Annotated in this window: 16 protein-coding genes; 6 read left to right on the top strand and 10 right to left on the bottom strand. The window is 59.2% G+C overall.

Features of this window, described 5'->3' with window-relative positions:
- Positions 1–14: 14 nt before the first annotated feature.
- Both H535_RS0113725 and H535_RS0113720 read right to left on the bottom strand, forming a co-directional pair.
- Positions 15–1469 carry a cytosine permease gene (locus H535_RS0113725; RefSeq protein WP_081416695.1) on the bottom strand — a complete coding sequence of 485 codons (1455 nt, stop codon included), beginning with the start codon at positions 1467–1469 and terminating at the stop codon, positions 15–17.
- Positions 1460–1612: a hypothetical protein gene (locus H535_RS0113720; protein WP_155838692.1), complete on the bottom strand. Its 153-nt coding sequence runs from the start codon at positions 1610–1612 to the stop codon at positions 1460–1462. The genes H535_RS0113725 and H535_RS0113720 overlap by 10 nt, the downstream gene beginning before the upstream one ends.
- Positions 1613–2140: 528 nt before the next feature.
- On the opposite strand from H535_RS0113720, the gene H535_RS0113715 reads away from it, so the two are divergent.
- The 5 genes from H535_RS0113715 (at position 2141) to H535_RS0113695 (ending at position 8521) form a co-directional block, all read left to right on the top strand.
- A complete protein-coding gene (locus tag H535_RS0113715) occupies positions 2141–4300 on the top strand; it encodes a hydantoinase/oxoprolinase family protein (RefSeq protein ID WP_211236596.1) in 2160 nt (719 codons plus the stop codon).
- Positions 4301–4313: 13 nt separating this feature from the next.
- On the top strand, positions 4314–6527 hold the full coding sequence (locus H535_RS0113710; protein WP_035769650.1) for a hydantoinase B/oxoprolinase family protein: 2214 nt from the start codon (positions 4314–4316) through the stop codon (positions 6525–6527).
- A 46-nt stretch (positions 6528–6573) separates the two neighbouring features.
- Positions 6574–7071, top strand: a complete 498-nt coding sequence (locus H535_RS0113705; protein ID WP_026819995.1) for an acetone carboxylase subunit gamma — start codon at positions 6574–6576, stop codon at positions 7069–7071.
- Between the two features lie 126 nt (positions 7072–7197).
- Positions 7198–7962, top strand: coding sequence for an SDR family NAD(P)-dependent oxidoreductase (locus H535_RS0113700; RefSeq protein WP_026819994.1), 765 nt, complete (start codon positions 7198–7200; stop codon positions 7960–7962).
- A gap of 49 nt (positions 7963–8011) precedes the next feature.
- Positions 8012–8521: an Lrp/AsnC family transcriptional regulator gene (locus H535_RS0113695; protein WP_026819993.1), complete on the top strand. Its 510-nt coding sequence runs from the start codon at positions 8012–8014 to the stop codon at positions 8519–8521.
- A 157-nt stretch (positions 8522–8678) separates the two neighbouring features.
- On the opposite strand, the gene H535_RS0113690 is transcribed toward H535_RS0113695, so the two are convergent.
- The 5 genes from H535_RS0113690 to H535_RS0113670 all read right to left on the bottom strand — a co-directional run bounded on the left by H535_RS0113690 (position 8679) and on the right by H535_RS0113670 (position 11704).
- Positions 8679–8993 carry a hypothetical protein gene (locus tag H535_RS0113690; protein ID WP_026819992.1) on the bottom strand — a complete coding sequence of 105 codons (315 nt, stop codon included), beginning with the start codon at positions 8991–8993 and terminating at the stop codon, positions 8679–8681.
- 46 nt (positions 8994–9039) lie between these two features.
- Entirely contained in the window at positions 9040–9765 is a 726-nt protein-coding gene (locus tag H535_RS27835; RefSeq protein WP_026819991.1) for an HD domain-containing protein, read from the bottom strand.
- A gap of 239 nt (positions 9766–10004) precedes the next feature.
- A complete protein-coding gene (locus H535_RS0113680; protein WP_026819990.1) occupies positions 10005–10673 on the bottom strand; it encodes a Fic family protein in 669 nt (222 codons plus the stop codon).
- A 214-nt stretch (positions 10674–10887) separates the two neighbouring features.
- Positions 10888–11217, bottom strand: a complete 330-nt coding sequence (locus tag H535_RS0113675) for a hypothetical protein (protein WP_026819989.1) — start codon at positions 11215–11217, stop codon at positions 10888–10890.
- 268 nt (positions 11218–11485) lie between these two features.
- Positions 11486–11704, bottom strand: coding sequence for a hypothetical protein (locus H535_RS0113670; RefSeq protein ID WP_026819988.1), 219 nt, complete (start codon positions 11702–11704; stop codon positions 11486–11488).
- Positions 11705–11827: 123 nt separating this feature from the next.
- On the opposite strand from H535_RS0113670, the gene H535_RS25495 reads away from it, so the two are divergent.
- The gene (locus H535_RS25495) at positions 11828–12187 is read left to right on the top strand and encodes a hypothetical protein (RefSeq protein WP_026819987.1); all 360 of its coding nucleotides are present in this window, start codon (positions 11828–11830) and stop codon (positions 12185–12187) included.
- 130 nt (positions 12188–12317) lie between these two features.
- Here the strand turns inward: H535_RS25495 and H535_RS0113660 are convergent, their stop codons facing one another.
- From H535_RS0113660 to H535_RS0113650, 3 genes are all read right to left on the bottom strand, one after another.
- On the bottom strand, positions 12318–12812 hold the full coding sequence (locus H535_RS0113660) for a single-stranded DNA-binding protein (RefSeq protein ID WP_026819986.1): 495 nt from the start codon (positions 12810–12812) through the stop codon (positions 12318–12320).
- 231 nt (positions 12813–13043) lie between these two features.
- Complete coding sequence (locus tag H535_RS0113655) at positions 13044–13319, bottom strand: hypothetical protein (protein ID WP_026819985.1); 276 nt, start codon at positions 13317–13319, stop codon at positions 13044–13046.
- 121 nt (positions 13320–13440) lie between these two features.
- Positions 13441–13899: a hypothetical protein gene (locus tag H535_RS0113650; protein ID WP_155838691.1), complete on the bottom strand. Its 459-nt coding sequence runs from the start codon at positions 13897–13899 to the stop codon at positions 13441–13443.
- Positions 13900–13908 lie beyond the last annotated feature (9 nt).

Raw genomic sequence — 13908 nt, 5'->3', positions numbered from 1 at the left:
TTCGACTGACTCCGTCACGATGCTTCGACATCAAACTGACGATGATTTTGATATTGAGTATGTGTGTGCGGGAAGAGCCGCCACATGGCACGCGAGGCTAAGACATACACGGTCCCGCCCATCAAGACGGCAGGTATTGAAGCTGTGGTGTACGCAAAGATCGGCGAATTCGGTATGAGCGTGTATGGGTTCATGATGAGCATATACGTGGAGCTTCCGGCGATCAGCGCGAGGACGCCGGCAGGGTTGAAACCGCGCAGATACCAGTAATTTGAGGCCCGTCCGGGCAGATATAACGAAGACACCGACATGTGCGCCCTGCGCCGCAGAATGAACCAATCCGCAATTTGAACGCCGACCATCGGGCCGGTAATCATGCCGAGGAAGGCCATGAAGATCGGAACATTGTCAAAGATCATGTTCGGGATGAAGATCAAAATGAACAACATCGGCGCCAGTACGAGGGCAACCGTACGCCCCCACGACAGTGAGCGGCCAAGACTTTGCGTTTGTTTAACGGCGAGCGTGGAAACGTACACCCCGACAAGGGTCGACCCGAGGTTCGCGAAGCTGATAAATATCAACACGATGACCGCGCCAACCTGGCCGGCGATCTCGGGTACCCAGACCGTCGGATCGGGTTCGCCGGTAACCAGCGCGCCAAATAAGCTCACCGCAGCGACCACGGCCCATGCCGCACCGAGACCGAGCATGGTTGGAAGAATAGCCTTACGGGCCCCGGAGACCATCCGGACGATTCCGCCCATGTAGCCCCACCAGCCGAACGTTCCGGCGATTAGCATCTCGACCACTAGCGTATAGTTCAGCAGCCGGTTATCGTGCGGCTCTAACGGCGCGGCGTCGGCGACCCCCGACACTCCGTGCGTGCGCAGGAGGATATATACGAGCCACGCGGCCAAAAGAACGATGCTTCCGGCAATGACGGGTCCCGTCTTACTCAGCGATCTGGTGCCGCGGGTGACCAAAACGCCGATGAGGATCAGGCCGGCGACCGAGCTGACCACCGAGACGGTATAGCGGGATGAGTCGCCAATGAGCCCAAATATGTCGAGGACGGACGCTACGGCCCGCCCAAAGAAAATCATCAGAACGGTATTCCAACCGATGGCGTTGAAGAGCATCAGGAATAGGCCGATGTAGATCCCGCGTACACCGAGTTGTGGTTTCGTCGAAACAGTGGTTTCAATTCCAAATTTCGTGCTGACGGGAGTCGTGGCAAGCGTAACCAGTAGCTGTCCGATAAGCGCGCCGGCGACCATCGCGATCAGCCCCATGCGCGCATTCAGGTACAGCGCAGCCGAACCGCCGATCACGAATGCCCACGTGGCCACGCCCGTGCTGGTGCAGACAGTTCCGAGCACGAAACTGCTCCAGTTCCGTTCACCGAGGGGAAGCGGCAGGCTTGACCGCGGGATGCTTGTCGTCTTTGGAGACACCCTCACATCCATCCCCACACCAAAAGGGCAGCGGGAAGGACGAGGCCGAGAAGGGCCAAATGAAGCATGTCCATTTTGTTGAGTTCCCGTCCGGTTTCAGCGGAATCGAGTTGAGTTAAATCGAGTTCAAGGTGTTCGTCGAGTTCGCGGGGCAAGAAGGCCTCCTGAGAGTCAAATATTCGCATCGCGTATCATCTCGCACATTACGCGCAGATTGCATGGATATGTTTTGGATTTCTTACGCAGCGCCGTAACGGATGTTTTCAGCAACTGATCGATGTGTCAATCGTCACGGGGGCGGCGCGGTCGGCGGCCCTGGGGGATCCACCACGGGTCGCAATCGACCCAATGCCGCCCCGGGGTCGCTGGGCGGTTCGTGCCTTTGCCCGATCGGTCGAGTACAGCCTGTGCCGTTGTGATTGTGGTCCAGGTCGCGGGCCGGGGCGCAGGCCCCCCATCGGCACCATCCTTGACAATGCGTAGTTTATGGGGAATTGTGCTACTAATTACCTTCTGGTAAGCATGAACTATTTTGCAATGCGTAGTATATGCAGGCACCCGAAGTGGTGTCACTCAATGGTTGTGGCGACTGTGTTCCCATCGGAGGGCTTCCCGCTCACGCCGAATCGAGGGGCATCCGGAAGATCAAGTTGGTCTTTCAAACGGATATGGAAGGACATCTCGTGAACGATTTTCGACCATTAGTACTTGGGATCGACGCCGGAGGGACGATGACCGATACCCTCCTCGTCGATGAGGACGGACGATTTGCGGTCGGAAAGGCATCGACCACGCCGCAAAACGAGTCGGTCGGCTTTCTCGAATCGGCCGAAGACGCCGCCGGATATTGGGATTTGACGTCACAAGAGGCGTTTGAGCAACTCTCTGTAGTGCTCTATTCGGGTACCGGAATGCTGAACACGCTGCTTTCACGGACCGGACGCCGAGTCGGACTGATCGTGACCCGGGGGATGGAAGATGCCATCCTGATGGGCCGCGGATTGCAAGCCTGGACCGATTATTCGTATCCGGACCGGCTTCACGCGGTCACGCACCAGGCGCCGGAACCGCTTGTTCCCCGGCATCGCATTTACGGCGTGACCGAGCGTATCGACCAATTCGGCAATGTGGTGGCGCCGGTTTACGAACACGAGGCGGAGAAAGCGGCCGAAGAGCTCGTCGCCCAAGGCGTCGAGGCGATCTGCGTGTGCTGCATGTTTTCTTATGTGGACGACACACACGAACGACAAATCACTGAGATCGTGCAAAACGTACTCAATAAGCGTGATGTCGAGGTCCCCATTTACCGGTCATCATCGGTGCGTCCGGTGATCCGCGAACAATCAAGACTCAACAGCGTCGTCATCGAGGCCTACGCTGCCGACGTCAGCCGCGAACAATTGGTGGGCGTCGAGGAAGCCACGCAATCACAAGGCTTCCGATACGGCGTCCAAACCGTCCTGTCCTACGGCGGTCTCGCTGGAATCCGCTACCCGCGGCTGCACGAGACGATGATCTCCGGACCCGTGGGAGGAATTCTCGGGGCGAAATACGTCGGTGACATTATCGGATCCGATTCTGTGATCGTCAGCGATATGGGCGGCACCAGCTTCGATATCAGCGCGATCACCCGCGGGAACATCCCGATCGAAAATGAACCCACCCTCGCCCGCTTCAAGCTGAACCTTCCCACCATCTCCATGGAAAGCATCGGGGCCGGTGCGGGCACCATCATCAAGGTCGACCCGCTGACCAAAAAGGTCAGTCTCGGCCCTGAGAGCGCCGGATCCACCCCCGGCCCGGTGGCTTTCGATATGGGCGGCACCGAACCAACAGTCTGCGACTGCGATGTCATTATGGGCCGGTTGAACCCGGACTACTTCCTCGGCGGAAAAGTGAAGCTGAACGTCGAAGCCGCAAAAAGCGTATTCAAGGAGAAGGTCGCCGATCCACTTGGCGTCGACGTTTACGAGGCGGCCGAAGGCATGGCGAATATGCTGGAGATGGATGCGAAAGAATCCATGCGGCAGATGATTTCAGCCCGAGCCGTCGACCCGGCAGACTACGCATTGATGGCCTACGGCGGTTCCGGCCCACTGCATATGGCCGAATACAGCCGCGGTATGGGATTCAAAAACATCCTCACGTTCCCCTTTGCCGCCGCATTCTCGGCATTTGGCTGCACGACCGCCGATTACTTACGGCGGTATAGCCGTTCAGTCCAGTTGACCCTGCCGCCGAATGCCGATGCCGAGCACCGGAACAGTGTGGCCGAGGAGATCAATAGGATATGGGAGGGACTGCAAGAAGCCGCAACCTCGGAAATGGGTGACGAGGGGCACGCCCCGGCCGATGTACAGCTCGAAATGTTCGCCCAGATGCGCTACACCGGTCAGCTCGAAGACGTGGAAGTGCCGCTCGCCATGCAACGCATCACTGCGGATTCCGACCTGGATTTGGTCATCAAGGAATTCGACGAACTGTATGCCGCCATCAACGGAGCGGTAGCGCAGTACCGCGAGGCCGGCCACAGCATCACCGAGCTGGGGATCGTGGCCAAGGTCGAAAAGATCAAGCCCAAACTCGTGCGCGAGACGCTGCAGGGTGAGACCCCGCTCGCCGAGGCGTTCAAGGGCACGCGGTCGATGTATTACAACCGCGAATGGCACGAGGCCCAGTTGTGGGAGATGGACTACTTGAAGCCCGGAAACGTCGTCGCCGGCCCGGCCGTGGTCGAACATCCCGCCACCACCCTCGTCATACCGGCCGGCGACCGCGTATGGGTCGACGAATGGACCATCGTGCACTACGAGCACGCCGAAGATTCCTCTGAGTCCGAGTAAAAGGTAGGTTGAAATGACTGCAACACCGATAACGGAACCACAAAGCGTAACGACGCTCCACGAGCGCCTTCTGGAAAGCGAACGCCTGCTGAAAGAGACAGATAGTTATGCTGGTCTCGAAAACCTGGAACTCCGTGCGGCGGATCCTCTCAAGTACGAGAGCATGCACACTAAACTCCGGTCCATGGTCGTCTCCGCTCGTGAGATGGCGCGCCGAATCTCCGCGTCCCCCGGGGTCCGGGAAGTCGGCGAAAGCGTCGTCGCCATCTACACTCCCGAAGGCGATGCCATTGCTCTGTCTACCGGCATTATGGTGCACGTTCATACAGCCAGCCGATTCATCAAATGGATGATCCAGAACGGCTACGAAGAATCGCCCGGCATCCGGCCTGGCGATATCTTCGCCAACAACGACGCATTCATTGGCACGGTCCAGGCACCGGATGTCATCATCACGATCCCGATCTTCCACGAGGACGAATTGATCGGGTGGGTCGCCGCAGTGGCTCACGAATTGGAAGTCGGCGGAATCACACCCGGCGGTGACGTCGCCCTGTCACAGGAGCGCTATACCGAAGGGCTCATGGTCTGCGCCGAGAAGGTCGGCTACGATGACGAACTGCGCCGCGACTATCTCATCCGGCTCGAACGCAACTTGCGGATGCCGATCTATTGGGTGCTGGACGATAAGGCCAAGGTCGCCGCATGTCTCGAGGTCCGTAAACAGGTCAGGGAGTTGATCGACGAAGTCGGCCTCGACTATTACAAGCGGGCAACCAAGGAATTCATTGAAGAGGGACGCCGGGCACAGCTCGCCCGCGTGCGCCAGCTCACAGTCCCCGGTCGGTACCGTGGCCACACGTTCTTCGGCCACGTGACCGAAGGCAAGCAAGGGGTCCTTCCGCAAGGCAACCGGAACTGGCTGTATGCGATTCCGATGGAAATGGAAGTCACCCGCCAGGGAAAACTCAGCCTGGACTTCGATGGCACGAACTCATGGGGCTACCACTCGATGAACTGCACGCCGGCAGGCATGGACGGCGGAATGTTCGTCACCTTGACCCAGCACATGAACTTCGACGGCAAGGTCAACGACGGCGCCTGGCTGGCCACCGATATGAATTTGCCGTTGGGCACCTGGACGAACCCGGACAAGGAAACAGTTGCCACCGCAACGTCGTGGGCTTTGCTCCTACCGGCGTTCGGCTGTTTCCAACGTATGCTCAGCCGCGGATTCTTAGGCCGCGGTTACAAGGAAGAGGTATTCGTCGGCCAAGTCAATAGCCCGATGATGGAAATGGGCGGCGAGAGCCAGTATGGCGGTGACTTCGGGATCGCCCTGTTCGAGTGCGCCGCCGCCGGCAGCGGAGCGCTCGGCATCAAGGACGGGCTCGACACCGCCTACGTGGGATGGAACCCGGAATCCGACATGGGAAATATGGAGATCTGGGAGCAGGACATGCCGATGGTCTATCTGGGTCGTACCATCAGTCCCAACTCCGGTGGATTTGGTCGTTACCGCGGCGGAAGCGGATTCGAATCGCTGTGGGCGGTGACCAACACGGAACTTCTGATCCCCGCGACCTCCGAACATTCCAGCCGAGTGTTCGACAACGCAGGAATGTGCGGCGGGTACCCAGCTCCGACGGTGCAGCTCCATCACTCTGTGAAAGACGCCGGAATCGAACAACGGGCCGCGGAGCGCAAGCCGCTTCCGCATTCGATCGGAGACAACCCGTACGAGTCCGATATAGAACGTCTTACCGATGGACAGACGAAGATTGACGAAGGTCCGTACCTGGCCGAGCCTCTGCAAAGCGGCGATTTGTTCGCGCATTCCTATAACGGCGGGGGTGGATACGGAGATCCGCTGGAACGCGACGCCGGCTCAATCGCTCGTGACGTCGCCAACGGCTACGTGACGGCCGATGCCGCCGAGAACGTGTACGGGGTCGTCGTCGAATCCAACGACAACACCAGCACCGTGAATGCGGAAGCAACCCAGTCCAGGCGTCGCAACATTCACGACGAGCGGTTGGCGAACGCCCTCCCTGTCAGCGAGTGGATCGAACAAACACGCAGCCGGGTCGCAGACGGCGATTTCGCCCCGGAAGTACGGGAAATGTATCGCGACAGCATGGAGTTGTCGCCGCGGTTCGCCGGCGAGTTCCGGAACTTTTGGAGCCTTCCGTCCGACTACGAAATCGCGAAGCGCTCACGGCGCTAATCCGGCGCGGTCACTCACCCCCTCAAGAACGGATTGGAATTAACAGATGGCTAGTTACGACAAGACAGAAATTGCGGACTTAATTGACGGGTCCATGCCGTGGCCGTCCACCCGGGCGATCATGAGCGCACATAAGGACGACGATCGCTTCGACAAGTATCTGTCGATCTTGCAGGAGCGCGTACCATGGCATCACCCGATCCTGTTGCCGATCGGTGAGCATCTCTACATCGTGCAAAGCGGGGAGAACCGGATCGTGAAATGCGATTGCGGCCATGAATTCGGCTCCTACCAGGACAATTGGAAGAACCAGGCCCTCATCCGCGTCCGCGGCGACAGGGAGAGCATCGCCGAGATTTATCCCGGACGGTACACATGTGATCCGGAGTGGATGGAGCTCAGAGAGTTTATCTGCCCCGGCTGCGTCACCCTTTTGGAAGTTGAGGCGGCCCCGCCCGGGTTCCCGATCGTGTTCGATTTTCTGCCAGACCTTGAAGGGTTCTACGAAGACTGGCTCGGCAAGTCGCTGCCGCAAGAAGCATGAGAAGACTCCGTCGGTAAATGGTGACGGCGCCGGCACGCCCGACATCATCGGACGTCCGGCGCCGTCACCATTCGCGAGAGCCCCTGCTATATACGCGCAATTCATCTACGGACGAAAAGGAAAGTCATGGCCGAAGAGAAGAGAATCGCAGCAGTTACCGGTGCGGGCCAGGGGCTTGGCCGGGGCGTTGCCCTCCGGCTCGCCGACGCCGGCTACCGCATTGCCCTGCTCGACCGGCAATCGTGCGACGAAACGGCGAAGCTCCTGGCCGATAAGGGGGTCGATAGCTGGCAACACGTGACAGACGTTTCCGACGAAAGCAGTGTGGTGACCGTGTTTTCCGCGATGGAGAACGAATTCGGCGTCCCCTCCGCTCTCGTTAACGCTGCGGGGATATTCGCCGACCACCCGGTGCACGAGACGTCAGTCGATACGTGGGACCGGATCATGGCGGTCAACGCGCGCGGACCATTCCTCATGTGCCGGGAAGGCAGCCGTCGTATGAAAGAAAACGGCGGCGGCTCGATTGTCAATATTCTTTCGAACGCCGCCGTTCAAGGTTTCGCGAACGAAAGTGCCTATTGCGCGTCCAAGGGTGCCGCTTTGCTGTTGACCCGCACGTTGGCAGTCGAGCTCGCGGGGCACAACATCACTGTTAACGGCGTGGGCCCGGGTACGAGTGAGACCGCCATGGGCGGCGACTATCTCGGCGAAGGCCCAATCGCGGCTCACGAGCTCTCGCGTACACCACTTGGACGATGGGGGCAGCCAGCCGACATCGCCGAAGCCGTCGCCTTCTTCTGTAATCAGGCGACCTGGGTAACAGGCCAGGCGCTCTATGTCGACGGTGGTTTCCTTGCGACCGGCTTACCCACCCTGAAGGGCATGTGAGCGTGGCCACTGCGTACAGTTGCCCGGCCATTCCGATAAAGTATGCGATATGAAAAGGGCAACTAAGAACTCCACAGGTGGCAAAGTAGAGACACAATTAGACTCAACTGACAGCAAGATATTAACGATTCTGCAGAGCAATGGCCGCGAGTCATATCGCGAAATAGCCCGCCGCCTCGGGGTCTCTGAAGGAACAGTACGGGGACGGGCTAACCGCCTCCAGTCTGAAGGTGTGTTAACGATTGCCGCAATCGCCGACCCATTCAAACTGGGCTATCGCGCGATGGCGTTCTGCCTGCTCAATGTGCAGCTCGGTGAACAAACGGCCGCTATTGACGAATTGACGGAATGGGTTGAAGTGACCTATATCTCCTCGTGTACCGGCCGGGCAGATCTGTACATTCAAATAGTTTGCAGGGATCATGAGCACCTGTGGCAGCTCCTCGTGGAACAGCTTCCAAAAGTAACCGGAGTGACCGCCGTCGAGACATTCCAAGAAACGAAGATGCACAAACTTTCGTACATGTACCCCGAATTTGGCCCTTCCGCCCCCACCTGAACATCAAGAGAGCCGTTTTTATGCGGAATCTACAGCGGCCGTGGTGGTTGACCAGAGCAGAACAGACCAGAGCAAAAAAGAACCCTCCCCGCATCCAGCGTGATGCTGGAGCAGGGAGGGTTCTCGATGGTTTCAAGTGATTTGACATGATGGTCGATCACCATTTGATGTCGGTCCAGTCGGACTCCAACCGGGATTGGAATTCGTCCGCTGCCGTGGGCTTGGCCTTCGACTTGCGCCACCGGGCCAGTTTGTCCCGGATCAGCTTGACGATTTTGTATCCGACAGCCCATACAGCCAGGCTCATACCGATGATGATCAGTGTGGGTCTGTATTGATTGAGTTGGATACTGAAGATCAGGCTGGGCACGATGAGCCCGACGTTGATGACGACCAGGGACACGATGACCAGTTTGCCGGTAGCGCTTTTCGCTCGTTTGGCCACGTGGTCAAAGGTGGGGTTGTTTGACATGGTCGTTGGTTTCCTTTCTTTCAGCTGATCCTGGTCCGTGCTGTCTTTAGATCACGATGTTGTGCTCATCGGCCAGCTGTAGCAGGTCCATGGATAGATCGGTCATCTTGATGGCAGCCGTCGCGGTGACCGCACCAGGCATGGCCCCGCCGCCGCTGTTCATGAGCTCGGTGGAGACGATGTCGACGACAGGCAGGTACTTGCGCAGCCGGCACAGCATCCGGCTGTCCTTGCCGTGGCCGAGCTGGTGGCGGATCGAACCGGCGTTGTCTTTGAGGTCGCTGGCCTTGATCAGCAGTGCCGGTGACTGTGAATCAGCCAGCCGGCACAGGTGCTCTTCATAGCCAGTTCCGTCGGTCGGGTTGGTCACTGTCTTGACACATTCTGCGACGTCGCCGCCGTAGAGCCGGCCGAGGCAGTCGAACACTGTTTCGTCACCGTGGCCGAAGATGTCGACCAGCTCTGCGGCACAGTCTTCGGCAACGTCGTGTAGCAGTGCCGCGGCGATGAGGTTTCCGTCGCGCGCGCCCCAGCGGATCAGCCGCAGTGCCACGCGCAGCGGGTGCTCAATGTAGGGCACCTTGGGCATATCGCCACGGACGGCGCGGGTCTGTTCGCGGTGCAGGAAGGAGGCCATGGTCGCCGCCGAGGTGATCATTTCACAGGAGTCGGGTATCAGCCGGTGGCTCTCGCGGTCGAGTTCGAAGACCAGCATGGATGGATCCATGCACTTCAGCGGCACGCGCGGAAAAACGGTGGGCAGGGTGCTCATAACGGTCTCCTCGTTCTTAGCCGGGTGTCTTGGTTGTTGGTTCACCTCCCGACGCAGCTGTGCTGCGTCACGCTTGCTACTACGGGTTGGCACGTGAATAGGATGCGAAAAAAGAGAACCCCGGCGGCGGTGCGTACGCACCGCCGCCGGGGTTTGTTATGGTGAACTTCTGGTCGGCTCGTACTGACCTGGCCCCTTAGGTGGTCGAGGCGTGAGGGCTCTTCAGCCCGCCGGCTGAGCTACAGTCGAGTCTGGGGTTCGATGTCGACTAATCCTGTTTCACGGAGCATGCCTTTGACACTGTCGTGTTCGTCGAACATGTACGCCCGCGCGAGCAAGTCATTGAACCTGTCAGCTACTGACGGGTCGTTCTCATCGACCGGGATCGTAAGCATTCTGTTGTTCCGGGCACCGAGGAGCCGGGCGTTGGCCACGAACAGCGCCGTGCGCTTGTTACCGTCTTGGAAGGGCTGAGCCTTCGCGAGATCGACGAACAGGTCAAGCGCATTCTCGTCCGGGTCCCCGGCCGCCAGCGAGCCGTCGATGATCTGCTGCAATCCCGCATCGGTGAGCGCCTTGGGGTCGTGCCGACCGTGTCGGGTGTTGACTCCAATCGGCGGGTCGGCAGCCCGGAGCTTTCCGGGTTCGATCGCTGCGCTGCGAGTGAGCTGCGCATTGACCTCGCACACGAACCGTGCGTCGATAGGTTGGTTCCCGTAGTTGACGACGAACTGAGCGACGTCGCGCATGTCCTGCAGCAGGGCGAGATCCGAGCGCGAGGTGACGCCCTCGAGACTTCCCGAGCGAAGGAAGTTCTCAGTGTCGAGGCGACCGGTTCTCAGGCCGTCGAACACCTTGCCCGAGGAGTACACGACCCCGGCCAGATCAGTGATATTGAGCGCGGCCATCGTGTACTCCTTTTCGCGAGAGGTCTTGGTACGCTTCAGCCCATTCTAATGTGCCGGTCGTGATCGCCACTGGCGCGGTGCCGTAGGTGCGCAAGGCGTATTCGGCCATCATGCTCGTAGTTCTGTCTATGCCGACCCATCACGACCGACCCTGCTCCGGTGCGGCGGAGCAGGGTCGGTCGTGATGGGTCGGCGTAATGCACGTCGGCCCGTGTCATAACCTCACGGATGGTTCGATGCGGGTGGCCCGGCTGCCGTTCTGCAGTCCGTCGGCCAGGTCATACCAATGGTGGTTGGGCAGCCTGACCAGGGTCGTGGCACTGCGGCCGCACCAACCGGGAACAGCCGGTACGTCACGGCGGTCGATAATTGCTGCGGTGCCGATGACCTCGTCGGGATCCGGGTTCGGCACCCGGCGGCTGCCTTCGCGGGGATTGTCGACGACCACCATCCAGTGAGAGTGGTTCAGGTTGCGCTTGACGGTGACCTGGTCGCCCACCGTGAGATCGGCGAGGGTCTTGGCGGCAGTGTGAGTAGCGGTCATGATGAACTCCTGTGATATCTGTTTTGCTTCGTTAGTGATACTGAACGGTTCAGTCTTCGCTGCGGGTTACGGTCTTCTTCCAGCTGCGGCGTTCGGCGCGCTTGGTTCGCCGGCGGGCGCGGTGCGGCTCTTGCCTGGCTTGTCTCCGCAGCACGGGCAGTCGCGGCCGCCGGGCCCGTTCGGGCAGCGCTTGCTGAGCATGGTGTCCTTGGTGGCTGACGCCATGATGATCAACTCTCCTCTTCGTGACGCGGGTGTGTTTGAACGTTCAGTGATAGATCGGTGCAGCCAGACGATCGGCTGCGGCTGCGAAGGTGGTGAAGCTGATACCGGACTCGGGTGCTGGCCAACCACCAAAACTTTCTTTCCACTGGCGCAGGTACGTCCGGCACAGCAGGCGGTCGGCGACGCGGTCGGCTTCGGTGTATGCGGGTTTGGCTGTCTTCTTGTTTGCCGGCGTGGCAGTGTGCTCCAGAAGCAGTGTCATGATGTCGAAACCTCCGTGAGTGGATGAAGATGTTCTTTCAATCCCCCACTCGGATCAGCTATGCTGATCCATCTCCAAGGCCACACAGCCAACGATTGTGCGTTACTGTAAACTGATTCATTGATGATTGATAAAACCACGCGGCCAATGCCCACCACGACCACGGATGCCACGTATCGCAGACCTTTAGATCAGTGGGCCACACGCAGCGCGGACGGCCGCTGCGTGTATTACCTGCTTGAAGCCGATTCCGGCCCAGATACCGGCTTGTTCGGCGTGATGGTTGCTGATTTTTCTGTACCGGAATGGGGCCGGCTGCCGTCCTATTCTGTTGATGACATGACGGCGTTCTACGGCTTTACGAGCCGTCAATCAGCACTGACCTGGATCGAGGCGCATGCTGCGACGACGAGCCTGGCAGGCTTCCCGCATTTGCGGCTGGCCAGGGCCTGGCAGCAGTGGATTCAAAGAACAGCAACGTAAAGGCTGATAAAAAAGATTGGCCGTGCTGATGAAGCAAATGTGTTCATCGGCACGGCCAATCGGTGTATTCAGTTGTTATTCAGTTATGGTGCTGCCAGCGCCTCGATGAAGTTCAAAGCGCTGTCAGGTCTTAGAAGGGCGGCTCATCCTGCAGGGCCGACACCTGATCATCTGTCAGCAGGGACTGCTGTCCCGGCACGGCGGCAACCGGCTCGGCAACAGCGGCAGCGGCTTGCTGGTTGACCTGTCCGGCTTCGGCGGCGCGCTTGGCCAGACGCTTCTGGGATTCGGTCTTCGATTCCAGGAACGTCACCGCTTCGACGACGACCTTCAGGTCGTAGACCTGTTCGTCGCCGCGGGTGTAGCTGTCCATGCGCAGCGAGGTGCTCAGCGCCAGGCGGCTGCCCTGGAAGAGGCTGGCGAACGGGGTGGCCTCGAAGTCGGTGTCTTTGCGCACGAACGCCTCAACCGGAACCGCGTCGGAGAGGACCTCGCCGTTGTTCTTGTAGTTGCGATCGGCGAAGACGGTGAAGGCGACCTTCTTGGATCCGTCGCTGTTTTCCCAAACCTTCGGATCGCGGGCGAGACGGCCGACGAGGTTTCCGTTGTTGGCAGGATTCGACATGGTTTTCTCCTTGATTGTTCTGATCAGTGCGTAGTGCGAAGTATGTAGTTGTCTTTCATTCCCACACCCGAATCGACCTTGTCGATGGTGTGTCTCTTTCATCACGAATCTCGAATCAGCTGCGCTGATTCTGACGTGTTCAAATTCTTTTCTCAGCTGGAGATCACATGTGCAGACGACGAATCTCGGATTCGAGGTAATCCACGTTGATGGGTTCAGTTGAGCAGTGACTTACAGGACCCCGCGCCAGGCGGCAAGCCAGTCCTCTTCGTCGTCGGTTCCGTGATCGCCGGCGCTGCGCGCTGAGCGTATGTCCGTCACTGACGCGACGGGTTCGGGTGCCTCGACGGGCACGGACTCAGGTTCACTCCGGCGGGCGTGCTCGACGACGACGTCATTGTTGACGCGCTCGTGTGTTGCGGTAACGGAGTTGAAGACCCAGCTGCCGATGCAGCCGAGGATGAGCGCGATGACGGCCCAGCTTTGCAGTGGTGACATGGCGAACATGAAGGACAATCCTTTCGTGTGACGCGGCGGTGGCGGTGAACGTGTTGTCACTGCCCTCCCCCGGCGCAGCTGTGCTGCCGCCCCGCTGTGCTCTTTGTCCGTGCCATGACTTTGCCGTCGTTTATCCCTGGTCCTGGAGTTGAGACCGGATCCGGGCAATCTGTCCGGCGAACTCGTCGAGACCGGCACCTGCCGCAACCTCGATCAAAGCTTGGTCGAGCCCGCCGATGACGGAGACAATGATCTGCTCCTGGGCTTGTTGCAGCTCTTTGACTTGTTGACGGTTGAACAGTTCACCGTCGGCGATGGCATCACGGGCTTTCTGCAGACCGGCCCGGTAGCCGTCATCGTGACCTCCGCTGTAGTCATGGTTGTTGTTTGTTGCGGCGCGGGAAGCGGATTCCGACGATGGCGGTTGGTTGATGACTACATGCGATAGTTCAAGATCGTGGCCGCTGTCCGGATCAATGAGGGTTCCCGACCAGGTGACGTCGGATACTGGCTGTTCATGTTCGACATCATCGTCGTCAACGTAGACGAGGGTGACGTCATTTAATTCCATGGGGTGTTTCTGTCTCATGAGTGATTC

Origin of the sequence: Arthrobacter castelli DSM 16402 (assembly GCF_000430705.1) — a bacterium.
Taxonomy (GTDB): Bacteria; Actinomycetota; Actinomycetes; order Actinomycetales; family Micrococcaceae; genus Arthrobacter_C; species Arthrobacter_C castelli.
This window is presented reverse-complemented; position numbering and strand designations above follow the sequence as displayed.